This is a genomic window from Bacillus sp. ISL-35 (assembly GCF_018613355.1).
In the GTDB taxonomy this organism is placed as follows: Bacteria; Bacillota; Bacilli; order Bacillales; family Cytobacillaceae; genus Mesobacillus.
Map to the genome: position 1 here is coordinate 143,820 of NZ_JAGGQK010000011.1, position 16,469 is coordinate 160,288.

Annotated in this window: 17 protein-coding genes; 13 read left to right on the forward strand and 4 right to left on the reverse strand. The window is 41.2% G+C overall.

Going from position 1 to position 16,469, the window contains the following annotated elements; genetic code table 11:
• The first annotated feature begins 17 nt into the window (after window positions 1-17).
• Together J7E38_RS15960 and J7E38_RS15965 are read left to right on the forward strand one after the other, a co-directional pair.
• A complete protein-coding gene (locus tag J7E38_RS15960; protein WP_214706732.1) occupies window positions 18-455 on the forward strand; it encodes a GNAT family N-acetyltransferase in 438 nt (145 codons plus the stop codon).
• Window positions 456-563: 108 nt separating this feature from the next.
• Window positions 564-1,121 carry a thioredoxin family protein gene (locus J7E38_RS15965; protein ID WP_214706731.1) on the forward strand — a complete coding sequence of 186 codons (558 nt, stop codon included), beginning with the start codon at window positions 564-566 and terminating at the stop codon, window positions 1,119-1,121.
• A 162-nt stretch (window positions 1,122-1,283) separates the two neighbouring features.
• Here the strand turns inward: J7E38_RS15965 and J7E38_RS15970 are convergent, their stop codons facing one another.
• The gene (locus tag J7E38_RS15970; protein WP_214706730.1) at window positions 1,284-2,222 is read right to left on the reverse strand and encodes a 3-oxoacyl-ACP synthase III family protein; all 939 of its coding nucleotides are present in this window, start codon (window positions 2,220-2,222) and stop codon (window positions 1,284-1,286) included.
• Window positions 2,223-2,510: 288 nt separating this feature from the next.
• On the opposite strand from J7E38_RS15970, the gene J7E38_RS15975 reads away from it, so the two are divergent.
• Together J7E38_RS15975 and J7E38_RS15980 are read left to right on the forward strand one after the other, a co-directional pair.
• Window positions 2,511-3,035, forward strand: coding sequence for a hypothetical protein (locus tag J7E38_RS15975; protein WP_214706728.1), 525 nt, complete (start codon window positions 2,511-2,513; stop codon window positions 3,033-3,035).
• Window positions 3,036-3,266: 231 nt separating this feature from the next.
• Window positions 3,267-3,770: a GNAT family N-acetyltransferase gene (locus J7E38_RS15980; protein ID WP_214706726.1), complete on the forward strand. Its 504-nt coding sequence runs from the start codon at window positions 3,267-3,269 to the stop codon at window positions 3,768-3,770.
• Between the two features lie 192 nt (window positions 3,771-3,962).
• On the opposite strand, the gene J7E38_RS15985 is transcribed toward J7E38_RS15980, so the two are convergent.
• Window positions 3,963-4,163 carry a hypothetical protein gene (locus J7E38_RS15985; protein WP_214706725.1) on the reverse strand — a complete coding sequence of 67 codons (201 nt, stop codon included), beginning with the start codon at window positions 4,161-4,163 and terminating at the stop codon, window positions 3,963-3,965.
• Window positions 4,164-4,438: 275 nt separating this feature from the next.
• Window positions 4,439-6,268: an alpha/beta hydrolase family protein gene (locus J7E38_RS15990; protein ID WP_214706724.1), complete on the reverse strand. Its 1,830-nt coding sequence runs from the start codon at window positions 6,266-6,268 to the stop codon at window positions 4,439-4,441.
• A gap of 246 nt (window positions 6,269-6,514) precedes the next feature.
• On the opposite strand from J7E38_RS15990, the gene J7E38_RS15995 reads away from it, so the two are divergent.
• The 6 genes from J7E38_RS15995 (at window position 6,515) to J7E38_RS16020 (ending at window position 12,918) form a co-directional block, all read left to right on the forward strand.
• Complete coding sequence (locus J7E38_RS15995) at window positions 6,515-7,345, forward strand: MBL fold metallo-hydrolase (RefSeq protein WP_214706723.1); 831 nt, start codon at window positions 6,515-6,517, stop codon at window positions 7,343-7,345.
• A 271-nt stretch (window positions 7,346-7,616) separates the two neighbouring features.
• Window positions 7,617-7,775, forward strand: a complete 159-nt coding sequence (locus tag J7E38_RS16000) for a DUF3934 domain-containing protein (RefSeq protein ID WP_214706722.1) — start codon at window positions 7,617-7,619, stop codon at window positions 7,773-7,775.
• A gap of 362 nt (window positions 7,776-8,137) precedes the next feature.
• On the forward strand, window positions 8,138-8,590 hold the full coding sequence (locus tag J7E38_RS16005; protein WP_353049956.1) for a CarD family transcriptional regulator: 453 nt from the start codon (window positions 8,138-8,140) through the stop codon (window positions 8,588-8,590).
• 1,165 nt (window positions 8,591-9,755) lie between these two features.
• Window positions 9,756-11,021 carry a cytosine permease gene (gene codB, locus J7E38_RS16010; RefSeq protein ID WP_215038688.1) on the forward strand — a complete coding sequence of 422 codons (1,266 nt, stop codon included), beginning with the start codon at window positions 9,756-9,758 and terminating at the stop codon, window positions 11,019-11,021.
• 3 nt (window positions 11,022-11,024) lie between these two features.
• Window positions 11,025-12,293 (forward strand): cytosine deaminase, encoded by a 1,269-nt coding sequence (locus J7E38_RS16015; protein ID WP_215038690.1) that lies wholly within the window; start codon window positions 11,025-11,027, stop codon window positions 12,291-12,293.
• A 424-nt stretch (window positions 12,294-12,717) separates the two neighbouring features.
• Complete coding sequence (locus J7E38_RS16020; protein ID WP_026694123.1) at window positions 12,718-12,918, forward strand: cold-shock protein; 201 nt, start codon at window positions 12,718-12,720, stop codon at window positions 12,916-12,918.
• A 238-nt stretch (window positions 12,919-13,156) separates the two neighbouring features.
• Here the strand turns inward: J7E38_RS16020 and J7E38_RS16025 are convergent, their stop codons facing one another.
• A complete protein-coding gene (locus J7E38_RS16025; RefSeq protein WP_214706720.1) occupies window positions 13,157-14,515 on the reverse strand; it encodes an RNA-guided endonuclease TnpB family protein in 1,359 nt (452 codons plus the stop codon).
• Window positions 14,516-14,721: 206 nt separating this feature from the next.
• Between J7E38_RS16025 and tnpA the strand changes: the two genes are divergently transcribed.
• Genes tnpA through J7E38_RS16040 form a run of 3 tightly spaced genes read left to right on the forward strand, consistent with a single transcriptional unit; the run spans window position 14,722 to window position 16,186 of the window.
• Window positions 14,722-15,102 carry an IS200/IS605 family transposase gene (tnpA, locus tag J7E38_RS16030; protein ID WP_214706719.1) on the forward strand — a complete coding sequence of 127 codons (381 nt, stop codon included), beginning with the start codon at window positions 14,722-14,724 and terminating at the stop codon, window positions 15,100-15,102.
• A gap of 40 nt (window positions 15,103-15,142) precedes the next feature.
• A complete protein-coding gene (locus J7E38_RS16035) occupies window positions 15,143-15,463 on the forward strand; it encodes a ribonuclease E inhibitor RraB (RefSeq protein ID WP_251030346.1) in 321 nt (106 codons plus the stop codon).
• Window positions 15,464-15,478: 15 nt separating this feature from the next.
• Window positions 15,479-16,186, forward strand: a complete 708-nt coding sequence (locus tag J7E38_RS16040) for a M48 family metallopeptidase (protein WP_214706717.1) — start codon at window positions 15,479-15,481, stop codon at window positions 16,184-16,186.
• Window positions 16,187-16,469 lie beyond the last annotated feature (283 nt).

Below are 16,469 nucleotides of genomic sequence, written 5' to 3' on the forward strand. Positions count from 1 at the left end.
TTTTTAGGGGCGTAAATATGAATTCTGCGGCAGAAACAATACAGGAATTAACGGATAAAGAACAATGGTTAGAGGCTTTTCCAATTATGAAGCAGTTACGTACTGAGTTGACCCAAGAGACATACCTGGAGTTACTAGAGGAAATGAGGAAAGATGGATATACTTTATATGCTTTATATAGAGATAATCGGATTGTATCCTTAGCTGGTTTAAGCTGGAGAGTGAACTTCTATAATAAACGACACGTTTTTATCTATGATCTGGTAACGGATCCTGCTTATCGATCATCTGGGTTTGGAGAGAAATTATTAAGCTATATACATAATTGGGCAAAAGAAAATGGAGCTGAATATGTGGCATTAGAATCGGGAATTCAGCGAGACAAAGCTCATCGTTTTTATGAAGAGAAATTAGATTATGATAAATGGTGCTATTCATTTAGAAAAACTTTATAAAATAAGATTACTGTTTCGACTAGATAGAATTAAGTATTATTAGATAGTCCAGATCAGGTGAAAGAAGGGTGTCGTCACGACGCCCATAGAAATGCGGGAGGAATTTAGATGAAAACAGAACAACAGTATTTCGAAGAGGGAAAATCAATACAAACTTATATGAATGAAATGAGCATGTTAAAAGAGGAAAGCTTTGCTGTGTATGAACAATTCCAGCTTCCAGCAGATGGATTTGCTGAAGAGTTGAAACAACATCAACTTCATTTCCTGACGATTACCGAGGATTGGTGTGGAGATGCGATGATGATTAATCCCATTATTCGCAAACTAGCAGAAGCTGCAGATATTGAAGTGCGCGTGGCATTACGGGATGCAGATACAGATTTGATTGATCGTCACTTAACAAACGGCGGACGGGCAATTCCTATGATTTTAATCTTGGATAATCAAGGACAATTACTTGGAAAGTGGGGACCTCGTGCACCCAAATCTCAGCAAATCGTAGATGAAGTCCGTGCGTCGTTGCCGCCAAAAGAGGATCCTTCCTTTGCGGAAAAACAAAAAGAAGCCTTTGGTTCGTTAAGAAAAAGGTATACGGAGGAAACAGCACTTTGGTCTGATGTCTATGATAGTTTTAAGGAGACGGTGTTAGCTATTTTGAAGTAGCTTGAAAAAGTGGATTCAGGTGGTTCCCGCGCGAGACGCTAGAACCACGCCTGTCCACTAATATCTATGATTCTTGTATCTGTTAATCAAACGTTTGATTAAAATCGTCGAATGCCCGGTGACTCCGCAGTCTATGTGTCTCTCGCACTTCAGTTTAAGCAATTATTTCCCCCAGCGAAGGGTGATGGCTCCCCAGCCGAGACCTGCTCCGTACCCGACTAAAACTACCAAATCTCCTTCCTTGATCTTTCCTTGCTTCACTTCCTCATGAAGGCCAAGTGCAACTGTTGGTGCTGATGAATTCCCGTAATATTGGATGGTTTTTGTATGTACTTTTTCCATTGGATATCCCAGAGTCTCAACTCCTTTTTCGATAATTCGCAGATTTGATTGGTGCGGGACGATGAAATCGACATCCGATAGATTCAGTCCTGAAATTTCCAATACACTGTGAACCGCCTCCGGAAACTTGTTGACAGCGAATTCGAAGACTGCCCTTCCGTCCATCTTGATATTCTTATTTTCATCAAGATGAAGGTATTTTCCTCCGCTTCCGTCCATCTGCATATTGATTCCCAGGATCCCTTTGTTTTCTCCAACTTGCCCGACAACGACAGCTGCAGCACCATCAGAAAATAGCAGCGCAGTCTTTTTATCCATGGGATTCAAGAGGGAAGAGCATTTATCGACGGCAATGACCAGCACGTTTTTGTATAATCCGGTCTGGACAAACTGGGCTCCTGTTGCCAATGCGGTAATAAAGCTGGAACATCCAGAATGCAGGTCCAGGCCTGCGCATTGGACAGCCCCAATTCTGTCTTGTACCAGTGCAGCTGTGATATGGGTGTCATGAGTGTTGGTTCCAATAATGACCATGTCGATGTCCGTTGGATCAATTCCGGCATCTTTGATAGCCCGTATTCCAGCAACTTCACACATGTCCGCAAGCGAAGCATCGGTAGATTCATAGCGTCTTTCCAAAATGCCTGTCTTCCTGTAAATCTCTTCTTCCGTAATACCAAACCTTTTGGCGATCACTTCGTTTGTAATGACTGTTTCCGGAATGTTTGCTCCGATCCCTAGTATACCTGCATTGTACATTACCTAACTCTCCTTTAAAGTTAATATTTTCCAATACATTTTATCACAATATTAGACAATATTTGTAATTTTCTAAAGGGGTATGCTTAAGTTACTGAAACAAATAGATGAATAGAAATGTGTGGAAGGATTTTATATGTCGAAATCGAATACTATTAATAATGTAATAAAATGTAAAATTCGGGGTTGTTGGGGCTATTATAGAAAGCTCTCTTTGAAACTAGCAAAAAGATTTAATAATATTCCTGGAATGCTCGAAATCTCCAGGTGTAAAACGGGGGAGAACAAGTGGAGAAACAAAATTCAGTTGCTAAAGTGTTACGAGTCATTGGGATTGCGATCATGATCGGCGGTTTTTTCTTTGCGATCATCATTGGTTCCAGTGCACCCGAGGGTGGTCTATTTTGGAGCAGCGCCTTGACTGTTCTGTTTTCCGGTTTTACCACAGGGATGCTTTTCGTTGGGTTTTCTGAAGTCATTGCTTTGCTTCAAAAAATCTATAATCGACTCCATCAGGACAGGTTCGAGACATCCGCTTCATCATCAAGCAACGTCCCAAAGGGTGGAGAACAAAAGAATTGGCACCCATCGCCTCAGGATCTTGAAGCCATTCTAGAACTCTATCAAGACAAAAATGTCAGGGAAATTAAGGCTTCCCCCTATGAAGATTATTGCGTCGTGCAGATTGAAGGGGAAGAGCATATTGAAGTGGTGGAGTTGGGAGGGTTCAAGCCCAAAAAAGTTTCTGCTGAATCCGAACCTGAGCTTGTGAACAACTTGCAAAAATGGTTCAATAATTATTCTTCATCCTAAAAAGGAGTCGGTTAAAAGCAATGTGGAATGAAAGACAGCAATTTTATGATGGCCGTTAATTTCGTGATCAGTGACAAAATTGATCATTCATCACTTCTTTAGACAAGTCTTTCAACAACAATCGAAACATTGATCCAGGCTCAGCAAGCAGGGTATAGGGAAACAAAGGGTACGTCCCTTTGCGCCTGAAAAGGTAAAGCTTACTTTAATAAGAAAGACAAGGTGGCCAATATGGAAGGTTCTATTAATATAGAAAAAATGCGTTCAGATGATTGGGAAGCGGTACGAGCAATCTACCTTGACGGGATTGCTACTGGCCATGCAACTTTCCAAAAGGAGGCACCCTCCTGGGAGGAATGGGATCTCGGTCATGATGCGGAATGTCGGATTGTTGCGCATTTAGAGGGAGAAGTCGCGGGTTGGGCCGCGTTAAGTCCTGTATCGAGCAGGAGAGTATACGCAGGTGTCGGAGAAGTGAGTGTGTATGTCAGTCAAAAGCATAATGGAAAAGGGATTGGCAGCTTGCTTTTAAAATCCTTGATTGAATTAAGTGAGCAGAATGGCTTTTGGACCTTGCAATCTAGCATTTTTCCTGAAAACGCAGGCAGTATCAGATTACATAAAAAGCATGGCTTCAGAGAAATGGGCCGGCGGGAGCGCATAGGTAAAATGGATGGGGTATGGCGTGATACGATCATATTGGAAAGAAGAAGCAGGGTAGTGGGGAATCAATAAAAGCAGATCTCGTTGAACCGTTTGGAGCATATTTCTCCCTAATGAATTTTTAGAGATTTTTGATCGTATAAAATAGATAATGTACCCTGGCCTTCTCTATTAATTATTCAACTTGCGGATGAGCCACAAGTACCGATCCTGAGCATCCAAAAAAATAAAAGGAGTAACCTACTCCTTTTTGGATGGTAGTTGTCAGCCACCTTCGACACAGGTTGCGGAAGAGCTTCCTACAATATTATTTAGTTCTTTGATAAGTGAATCCAGAATATCTCCATCAACTACTTTTTCTAAAGGGGATTCTGAAATTGTCATGTTGTGCTTTTTAAAGACATCTTTGGTGCTGTCCCAAGTATCAATGATAGATTTTGAGGACATATTTGGCTGAATGACCATAATAGTAGTCTCCTAATATATAATGTTTTTATAAGTATATCATTTATCTTCCAATGGGTAATTATAACAAAGCTCGACGCCTACCCAGATTATAGAGAGCGAGTGAGATGATTTCTTTTCCAAATTTGCGGTTTTTTGGGGCGGTAGGAGAGAGTGAGCTGTGTTTATTCGGAAAAAGACACTAATTTAATTTCGATTACCGAATGGAACGCGAAAACCGTTCTGGTGTCCCACTAAAAAATCGCCTGGAAGAAACTCCAGACGATTTTTTTGTATTATCGTTTTAAATATTGTTCCAAGAAATCCAGGACGGCCTGATAGCCTTTTATCCTGTTTTCTTTTTTCATAAAGCCGTGTCCCTCATCAGGGAAGACGATATATTCCACCGGTACGTTGTTCTTTTCTAATGCGGCCACGATTTCGTCGGACTCGACCTTCAGGACACGCGGGTCGTTTGCTCCCTGTAAAACAATCATCGGCTTGTTGATTTTGTCAGCATGGAACAATGGAGAGATGCTCCGGATGTATTCGGTCTGCGTAAATGGGTTGCCGATTTTTTTGTAGAGGGCATCTCGGAAGCTCTCCCACCAGGCAGGAATGCTTTTCAGCGTGCGTTCCCAATTCGAGACTCCAAAGATATCCACTCCGACATTGAACTCATCAGGTCTGAAAGCGAGCGCGGCAAGAACCATATAGCCGCCGTAGCTTCCGCCAATGATGCCGATCTTTTCTCCATCAATATCAGCCTGCCCCTGCAAAAACTTCTTCGCCTGGATGCAATCCTCAAGGTCAATTTCCCCGTGCTTGAGATCAGCTGCGCTAAAGAACGTTTTACCGTATCCTGAACTGCCGCGGTTATTGACTGCCAAAACAGCATAGCCATTATTGGCCAGGTATTGCAAAAGCGGATTGTAATCCGTTCTTGACTGCCCGCCGGGACCTCCATGGACAAAGACAAGTGCTGGAGCCTTTTCGTCTGCCTTCACATTTGGATGGTAATAAATTGCCGGGATCTCCAAGCCATCAAAGGAAGGGTAGCGGATGACTTCCGCGTCGGCCAAGTCAACCTGGCTGATCTCTGGGTTAAGGGTATGTGTGAGCTGTTTTAATTGAGATGTCCCAAGCTCGTAGCTATATAAGTTCGTAGGCGAATTCGGGCCATTAAACAAGAAGGTCATTAGACTCTCATCCGCTGAAAATTTCAAGTCCAAAATTTGTCCTTCCGGAAGTTGCGGCAGGTCCAGATAATCCCCACTGCCCATATGAAGGACCTTAACGACAGTACTGGCATCCTGATTAACCCCATAAACCATATAGGTATTCTGTTTGGAGAAGCGCGTGAACATGATATCCCAATTTTCCTTCACAATATCCTCTGTTACACCCGTAGCGATATGATACTTTTTCAGATAGAGGAATTCCTCATTTTCATCCGTAAGGAAATAAAGGTTCTCGGAATTCTTGCAGAATGCCTGCGGGATGTTCTGGATATTCCCTTCATGCGGTGTGGCATGCTTAAGCTTCTCCGGTTGCCGGTCAAAAATGTAAACATTGGAATCATTGGAGTTGTTCACTTTTCCTAGGGAAATAAATCGCTTATCCGGAGAGATGGACCCAAATTCATATCCTTCATCGTTCGTAAAAATACATGTAGGTTCAAAAGTAGCAATATCCATTTCATAGACGTCCATGTAACTAGGATTCCGCTTATTGGATCCGTAGAAAAAGCTTTTCCCGTCCTGGCTCCAGCCGTAAAATTCCGCACGCTCATGCTCCCCTGGAGTGAGGTCAACCTCTTCGCCATTCTCATTTTTCACATAAATATGTAGGATTTCATTCCCGCCCTTATCGCTTAAAAATAAAAAGCGGTGATCATCGGGAAAGTAGCCCGAAACAAGAACTGCATTATCCTCAGAATGCGTCAGCTGTGTCCTCACACCGTCTTCAACCGACACACAATACGCGTTGTAAATCCCCGTCTTGTCTCCTGAAAACAAAACTTTCTTTCCGTCAGCCGAAATCGAGTTACCTGTAATCGACTCTGACCCATAAAACTGCTGTATTGTGTACCGCTTCACTTCCGTAGCCTTACTGTCTTTAACCATACCTTTTTCCATCTCCTTTCCATTAGATTAAGAATTCGCTAAATGCCTGTAAAAACCTTTTTAATTATTGCTGAGACAAGGGTGCACGGGGACGTACCTTGATTAGTTATGGGAGCAAAAGGTACGTCCTGTGCTTCTTCAAAACCTCAGCCAAAAGTTGTAGATACGTTACACCGTTCTTCCGAAGAGTTCGTTTAATGGTTTACTTATAATTAAGATAAGAAAAATCATAGGAAGGTGTTCAAGATGAACCATTATATATGCAATACTTGCGGTGTCCAATATTCCGATTCTGCTCATGCTCCTGAAAGCTGCTTGATTTGCGCTGACGAAAGGCAGTACGTCCATCCAGATGGACAGTCATGGACAACGCTTCAACAGCTTGTAGACTCAGGGGAATATAAAAATGCCATTGTTCAAGAAGAGGAAGGACTGTACAGCCTTACCACTGCCCCTTCGTTTGCTATTGGGCAGACAGCTTATTTAGTTCGGAATGAAGGGTTCAACTTGTTATGGGACTGCATCACCTACCTGGACGAAAAAACAGAAAAGGAAATACATTCCCTAGGAGGAATCGATGCCATCGCATTATCGCATCCGCATTATTATTCGACACAGGTTGAATGGGCTGAACGATTCGGAGCAAGCATTTATATCCACGAAGCAGACCGGCAGTGGGTCACTAGGCCGAGTGACAGGATCATTTTCTGGTCTGGTGATTCCCTTGAGCTTGATGCGGGTGTAACATTGCATCGTTTGGGTGGTCATTTTAATGGGGGAAGTGTTTTACACTGGGAAAATGATATAAACAAGCAAGGGGTACTTCTTACTGGTGATATTATTCAAATAGTGGCCGATCGACAATGGGTCAGTTTCATGTATAGTTATCCAAACCTTATTCCATTGCCAGCTAACAAGGTTCAAAAGATGGCAGCTAAAGTTAGCGTCCTGAAGTTTGACAGACTATATAATGCATTTCATCGGGTCATTAAGGAAGATGCCCATCAATCTGTTCAAAAATCCGCTAAGAGGTATATTGAGGCTTTGGAGGGGAAGTTCGTTAATATCAGCAATTAAAATGATCATTATGAAGATAACGCCTGGTTGATGAAACCAGGCGTTTAACTGGGAGCAAGAGGAGGTACCCCATGCCCCCATCACCTATGCTCAAGATAGAAGCAAAGGAAACATTCCTTTGCTGGGATCAGTTTTTAATAATTGTGTGATGGTAAAATACTATCTAATGTAATATGCTTATATTTCATTGCTTTTTGGTTTTACCAATGTAAAATGGTTAAGACTATTCAATGAGCGGCACAACAACGTAAAGAATAATGGAGTTGATTCAATGAGTAAAACCAAGGGTAAAAGCGGAACAGGCAGAGGAACAGGCAAGAAAGGTTGGAACCGCTGGCAAGCTAGTGCAAACAAAGCAAAAAGTGCTAAACCTTACAAAAGTAAAGGCGTAAAACACACAGATGGTTCCAAGACGAGTAATGATGATTGATATAGATTTCAGAAAACACCTAGAGTCGATTCTCTAAGTGTTTTTTTTGTTTTGGCTCTGCGCGACAAGAGGACGGTTCCGGCGTCTCGTGAATGGAAAAAATATAACCATGTAATCTCTGGCACAGTCTCGTACGGCATGGACTCAAACAAGAATACTCAAGGCACTTCTATGATTATTTCGGTTCACGATTGAGACGAGAGAACCGTCTCTGTGTCTCTGTGTTTATTTTTTCTGATTTTAAAGAAAAAGTAGTTGACACTGAAAATAAATTTATGATATTATTATAAATTTGCTAAAAATATATATGTGTGTTAAGGTTAAGAAGGTTATCATATATGGAGGTGGATTATTTGTTTTAAATTGACGATACCATTGTTTATCCAATGCACGGAGTAGGTATAATTAAAGCTATAGAAGAAAAGGAAATCTCAGGGAAAAAACAACAGTATTATGTCATTAAAATGTTAATCGGTAATATGCAAGTCATGATTCCTGCGGGTAAAATATCGAGTTCGAATATTCGACCTGTTACTGACATAACTGCATTAAAACACATCATTAACATTTTTCATCATGGAGAATCTGATCGTTTACTGTCGTGGAAACAAAGGTATAAAGTGAACACGGACAAAATAAAAACAGGTAAAATACAAGAATGTACTGAAGTTGTACGTGATTTAATGCGTATAAAGAAAGAAAAGGCACTTAATACAAGCGAAAAGCAAATGTTAGATAACGCACATAAATTTTTGATTAGTGAACTGGGATTAATTAAAGGGATAACTGAAAATCAAATAAACAGTTTCTGTTAAATTTTCTTTAATACATCTCCAGAAAATAACCTTTATTATTAAAATAATCTTTTCAAAGACATTCAACTTCTTCAACTCACCATTAGAGTATTAACCACTTTTGTTTTTTCTACAATCTAATCCATTTCTATTACTTGAATTTCCTATACGAATGTTTAAAGTTTCATCAAATAACTCGATAAAATAGTTGCTTGATTTTTGCAATCCTGATTCACACTGGCACGGACTAGGAGCCGTAAGGATGAAAGAGAGGTAGGGCTTTCATTGTTTTAGGTATACAATATAGTATTTAAGTCATTATTTTAAGCAGAAAAAACAATCAATCTCACCTCTATCTTTAAGGATTTCTTGCATCTACTGAGACGGGGAATAGTAATTGTTTAGCTTCCTTACGTAAAAGAGAAAAACGAATTGGTATCACTATATGGTCCACTACAAAAAGGGTTCCCAGACGAGGAAACCTTTTTTTATTTAAGGCTGTTTTCGTAAGAATTGTTGTTAAAATCCTAAAGCCGATTTTAACGTAATAGACCCCTATTTTGGAGGTCCTTATCAAGTTTGCATGCTCTTTTCTCATAAAAAGTGTCTACTATACGAAGGAATACAGCCAATTCAAACCATTTTGTATTCAAAAGCAACAAAGTTTGAGAAAAGAGCCTTATTTAAATAACAATAACAATACGACAAGGGAACGGTTCCGGCGTCTCGTTAATGAAAGGATCTAACCATTTAATTAGGGTCCAGTCTGAAATGAGGTTTGTCTTACTTCTTTTTTATCTGGTACGGCATAGATTCAGCCAAGATTAATTAGGGTTTTCTTAACTAGTTTGATTCCAGACTGAGACGTCAGGACCGTCCCGGTGTCTCAAAATTTCACTTCTTAAGAAATCATCCTATCAAAATATACTTATTGACATCTAGCAGACTTTTTGTAATACTAAGAACAATTAAATACTGGTACCTTTAATTCAGTCCCGTGAGGCTGACAAGGACAGCGGATGTAATGATGGCCATTGGGTGAGGTATGCCCATGCTCTTTGGTTCATCATGGCGAAAATGGCTACTTGTCGGAAAACGGCAAGTGGCCTTTTTTCGTTTCCAAATGTCTAAAATCGAAGATCTCTTCGGTACCAGAAACAAAACATTAGACATTGGAGGAATTGAAATGAAAAAAGTAGATTTAGATTTTCCGTTACAGGCCGTGCCACAAGGCAACCGAAGTGGATTCTGGAAAATGCTTGTTGTGATGCTGGGGCTTACTTTCTTCTCAGCTAGTATGTGGTCTGGAGGAACATTAGGAACTGGTTTGACATTTATCCAGTTCATCGGAATTGTCCTGGCTGGAAACTTGATTCTTGGGGCTTATACAGGAGCCCTTGCTTATATCGCAGCAAAAACTGGGTTATCAACACACTTGCTTGCACGCTACGCTTTTGGGGAAAAAGGCTCCTATCTTTCCTCGTTTTTACTGGCAGCTACACAGGTAGGCTGGTTTGGAGTTGGGGTAGCGATGTTCGCTCTTCCGGTCCAAAAAGTGACTGGAATGGATACTACTTTGCTCATAGCAGTGGCAGGTATTTTAATGACAGCCACCGCATTCTTCGGAATGAAGGCACTCGCAATTCTTAGTTTCATAGCCGTGCCGCTAATCACTGTATTAGGTAGCTTCTCGGTTTTCAAAGCAACCGAAACAGTTGGCGGTTTGGAAGGATTAATGCAATATCAGCCAACAGAAGCGATTGGACTGGCGGCAGCGTTAACCATTACTGTCGGATCATTCATCAGTGCAGGTACATTGACACCAGACTTTGCCCGCTTTGCCCATACGAAAAAGTCAGCAGTCATCACAACAGTCGTGGCCTTCTTTATCGGAAATTCCCTCATGTTCGTGTTTGGAGCAATCGGTGCGATTGCGACAGGACAGTCTGATATCTCAGAGGTTATGTTCCTTCAAAAATTGATCATCCCAGCAATCATCGTGCTTGGCTTAAATATCTGGACAACAAATGATAATGCATTATACGCATCAGGTCTTGGGTTTTCCAATATTACTAAAATCGCGAAAAGCAAGGTCGTCATCTTCAACGGAATTGTCGGTACGATTGCAGCAATGTGGCTTTACAATAACTTTGTTGGCTGGCTGACGATTTTAGGTACTGCTCTGCCATCAATCGGAGCGATTATTTTAGCGGATTACTTCATCGTTAATCGCGGAAAATACAAGCGATTTGAAGAAATGGAATTTAAAGCAGTTAACTGGATTGCAATACTTGCATGGGGCGTTGGTATTGCAGGAGCGAACTTTGTTCCAGGCATCGCGCCAATCAATGCTCTATTGGGATCAGTCTTAACATTCGTAATCGTTTCAAAGCTTGCGGATTTAGTGCAGGCAAGAAAGGCTTCTATGACAGAACTGAAGAAGGTGGCTTAAAAAGTGATTATTAAAAATGCAAAACTCAGAGGAAGAGACGGACTTTGGAATATAGCTATAAAAGCAGGGAAGTTCGAAGAAATCACACAGAATGTAATAGATGAAACAGGGCAGGAAGTGCTTGATGCTGAAGGTTCACTTGTGCTGCCTCCTTTCATCGAGCCGCATATCCATCTTGACACCACTTTGACGGCAGGCGAGCCGGAATGGAACCAGAGCGGAACATTGTTTGAAGGCATCCAGAGATGGTCACAGCGAAAAGAAACATTAACAGAGAATGATGTAAAAACAAGAGCTAAAACAGCATTGAAATGGCAAATTGCCCAGGGGATCCAGCATGTCCGTACACATGTAGATGTGACGGACCCGAAGTTGACAGCTTTAAAAGCGCTGCTTGAGGTAAAAGAAGAAATGGCCTCTTATGTAGACTTACAGCTTGTAGCTTTCCCTCAGGAAGGAATCAACTCTTTCCCAAGCGGAGCAGAGCTGCTTGAGGAAGCTTTGAAAATGGGGGCCGATGTCGTCGGCGGAATTCCTCATTTTGAGTTCACAAGGGAATATGGCGTTTCTTCCATGAAAACAGCGTTTGACCTGGCCGAGAAATATGACCGCCTTGTAGATATCCATTGCGATGAAATCGATGATGAACAATCTCGATTCGTTGAAGTAGTGGCGGCCGAGGCTTATGAACGTGGACTGAACAACCGGGTCACAGCCAGCCACACAACAGCAATGGGCTCTTATAATGACGCCTATACGTACAAATTGTTCAGATTATTGAAGATGTCCAACATCAATTTTGTTGCAAACCCGTTAGTGAACATCCATCTTCAAGGCAGATTCGATACGTATCCAAAGCGCAGGGGAATCACACGGGTAAAAGAATTGCTTGAAGCAGGACTGAATGTAAGCTTCGGCCATGATGACATTTTTGATCCGTGGTATCCACTTGGAACAGGCAATATGCTTCAGGTTCTGCATATGGGCATCCATGTTTCCCAATTGATGGGCTATGAGCAAATCATGAACTCGATCGATTTAATCACAACAAACAGCGCCAAAACCTTGAACATCGAGGAGAACTATGGAATCGAAACAGGCAAACCTGCCAATTTCATTGTACTAGCCGCTGAAAACGAATACGAAGCAATCCGTAAGCAGGCAGCAGTAAGGTACTCGATTCGTGAAGGGAAAATAATTGCCGAGACTAAACCGAGTGAAGCATCCATTCGAATAGGTGAGTCAGAGGAGAACATTCTTTTTAATAAATAGTGATATCACCCTAAAAGCAGAGGGATTCAGTTTTTGAATCCGCTGCTTCTTTTATTGTTTAGGAAATTATAAATTACCCTGATTGTTGATAACTATATATGGTTTTCTTAATCCAGCTCCAGCGCCTAGCCCCTCGAGACGCTTCGGTCCGCCCAATGAAGTCAAAGAACGACTTCACCGGTCGGCCCTCCAGCGCTTGTCGGGGCTGACCAAGGCGCTTGCGCTTTTTGTTCTTGTGATCGAATTTCATCGCAGTTGAACCGTAACATTCTCATCCTACTAAAGTCCCTTGCAATTTTTCCTAATTCTTGTTATTCTTAGGTAGAATTATTTTTGTTCGGTGTAAAGTTCGACTCTTCGTTCTAATGATCACTTTGGGCAAGGATAGTAATACAATGTGCATTAGCACTAGGAGGCAACAAACATGGAACAAGGTACAGTTAAATGGTTTAACGCAGAAAAAGGTTTCGGATTCATCGAGCGCGAAGGTGGAGAAGATGTATTCGTTCATTTCTCTGCAATCCAATCTGAAGGCTTCAAATCATTAGACGAAGGTCAAAAAGTTACTTTCGACGTTGAGCAAGGTGCACGTGGACCTCAAGCTGCTAACGTTCAAAAAGCTTAATTTTGATATAGCATACCGAAACAGACTCCAAAAGGGTCTGTTTTTTTTATTTTCCAAAAATAACAGCAATAAAAAACCCTACTCAACGAACGAGTAGGGGCATGGAACCGGTAAAGTAAAAAATTTAAAGCAAAAGGTTATTTACATTATAACACAACAATCTCATAGTGAACCTCACCACCCAAATCAGAGATTATAGATGGTGCTTCCCTTATCTTAAATACAGTACAAACCGAGCTTAAGCCACCTTCGGTGCCCCTAGTGCCTGGGTAAGACTAATTAATGAAGACAAGGTTTGATATGCTCTTTTTGCCAACACAGGGACCTTTGCCTGCAAGGACAACCACGACTTTTCAGACATGGATTTTTGGTAAGCTCGAATGAAATATCGAGCAGCTATATTGTAACTGGCCGAAAGATCAGCGTGATACACCTTGCCCGTTGTAAATGTGGCAAGGTCTTTTTTGTAGTTACGCTCTACTTCGCCTGAACCATCATAAGCTAAGGCGCTTGTGTTACGAGCATTGATTCTTGAAATTCGCATTCCGGCATAGTGGGCCATTTCTGTTACTTTGTTTTGGATGGCTGTTTTACGCCAATAGCGCAATTTGAAACGAAGTTTCTTTGCGCCCCAAAAACCCTTTGGTACCTTCATTTTATCGAGGTATTCAAAGACAACAACATCACAGTTATGTTCTTTTGCGAATTTCACAATCTCATGTGAGGTAATATGAACAATGTGTTTCTGTAGACCATTAATTTGTCGCCAATAGTTAGGCGCAGACACCCAGCCGGATACTCGCTGAACTTTCCGTAGTTTGTTCGTCATGCGATACAATCGGTCTTTTTCTTTTGGCTGATTGATAAATTTCCGTGCCAAGACAGTTCCTTTCGCATCCATGACAGAACAAACTGCAGAGTTGGTGATCCCCAGGTCTATAGCGCACACTTTCTGATCTTTTATTTTTGTCTCACTAAGTTTAACTTTGTGAGTGTAAGTGAAATTAAGGAAATATTTCTTTCCGACTTTAACAAGCTTAGGATTATGTTCTTTCCAATCCCAAACATCACGTTTGTATAGATTTTGTTCTTTGAACTCGATATCCATCCACACCCAATCGTTGTTATGGAAGACTTTGATTTGGGCAGACGTTGCCCATGTACGCTCGAACATATTGCTTTTATAGAAAACAGGAAACTCCTTGTGTTCGAGTTGCAACCTCGGAGGATTCTTATTGAACTTCTTACCTTCGGCAAGAGCGACCTCCTTCTCATTTAACCAGTTTTGATAATTGGAGCGATAGCTTTTCACTTTACCGAAAGCAGCATTAATGGCTCCTCTTCTGAAATAAGAAGGGAACTTGTAAAGGCGTTGATTAAACTCCTTGTACTTTGGAGAAGGGTTTGATTTCGTTATATGTATTAGCTTTTCAACTGAAGGCACAACAAACTTCGTGGATAGGTGGCTGAGATGGTCATATTCTTGTTCAATAACGTCAATCACAAAAGATAAAGCCTCGTTATACACAGCAACCGTAGCTTCAAAGATGCTAGAATGATTTGTAACCTTGCACCTTAAAGTTTTAGCAATCTTCACGAATAACCCTCCCTTGCCAAACGTGTGTTCTGTAATATAGTATAGCATACACGGTATTAGTCGTAAAACAGAAAGGTATGATTAAACAATGCAATTTAAAAGGAATAGACATGCGGTTTATAACCTTCAATATCATTTAGTTGTAGTGACTCGGAAAAAGTGCATTAATAAAGACATATTAATCCGCCATAGAGATTGCACACAATTTGTTCGAAAAGTGGGGTTGCGAGGTAATTGAAATAAGCGGAGAGTCGGATCCTATTCATATCTTGTTCGAGGCTCACCCGCAGATAGAGCTCTCTAAAGCAATAAATAACTTTAAAACTGTCAGCTCCCGTTATATTCGAAAAGAGTTCGAAGAACATTTAAAACCATACTATTGGAAACCCTATTTCTGGAATCGCAGCTACTCTATTATCAGCACTGGAGGGGCTACAGTTGAAATAATAAAGCAGTATATAGAAGAACAAGCCAACCGGAAGCGTAAAAAGAGGGGCTATCTCCACCTAAATCGTAGATTCAATATGGAATTTGCGCCCCTAATTTTTTTTGATCAAATGATTAGCAGAAATTTAGCAAGTGCATGATAATGACAACATAGAAGGCATACAAATGGAGGAATGGATGATGAAATTTCCAAACGACGCGGATGGAGAAGCATTGCGCAGTTTGTTTAATGAAGGTGTCAGTTTTAAAAAGCCGCAGCCAGTCGAGTTTTTTATAGCTGTGCCGGATAAGGCAACTGGCGAGAAGCTTCTACCAGTATTGAAGGAAGAAGGCTTTCATGGCTTACTCGATCAGGATGATGAGACAGATGAGTGGGCTTGCTGCTGCTCGAAAAGGATGCTCCTTAACCATAGTGAATTAAAAAAAGTGCAGGAAAAGCTGGATAAAATAAGCAGGCCTTACGGCGGCCATTCTGATGGCTGGGGCGTATTTATAGAATAAAATGAAGGTGATGACATGCTTCATACTTTTTTGGGTGAAACAATCGGGTATGATGTGATTTTTAAAAATCGGAAAACAATCGGCATTTTTATGGATTTGTACGGCCATGTCGAAGTCCACGCTCCTAAGGGGACCTCAGATGCAAGTGTGCTTCAAACCCTAGAAGGCCAATGGGACTTGATCCTGCAAAGGGCGAAGGAAATGAAAGAGCGGGCCTCAGCCGGTAGGGAAAAAGAGTACGGACCAGGCGGACAATTTCTATATTTGGGCAGCCTTTATCACATTCTAATTTCCCAGGATGAAGATATCAAAAAAGACAATGCCGTGTTCGAGGCTGACAAGCTCCACGTATACGTGAAAGAGCAAAATGAAGAGAGCATCAAACAGGCTTTGAAGCGATTTTACTATCAGCAGTGCAAGGCATTAGTCGAAAAACGGGTTAAATTTTATCAAAGCGAATTCAAAATAAAGCCGCGCTCGATTCGAATCACGGACAGTAAGACGAACTGGGGAACGTGTGATTCGATGAGGAATTTGACATTCAATTGGAAGCTGTCCATGGCACCAATGGAAGTGATTGATTATGTTGTCGTCCATGAAATGTGCCATATGGTCCATATGAATCACGACCGTTCATTTTGGCGGCTTGTCGGAAAAATCATGCCTGAATATGAACGGTATGAGCGCTGGCTCGCGGTGTCGGGGTGGAGGATGGAGGTTTAGTGTAGCGGGGGTCACATCCTCTCAGCGGAGCAAAAAACTTCAATAATTCTATCCTTATCCTAAAAAGGGATAGATGAGCATTCTTTTCTGTTGGAATCGGTAAGTTACCTCATCCCCTTCCTCCTGTATAGGATTGATTAAATGAAGAGGCGAATTCTGTGAAAATCCCTATAATTTTTATAACACTTAAGAAAGTTCATAAAATGTTCACAACACAATGAATCTATGTTAAAATTAAAAGGATTTGTAGAGAATGGAAAGTTCATTGATGTAGGTTAATGAG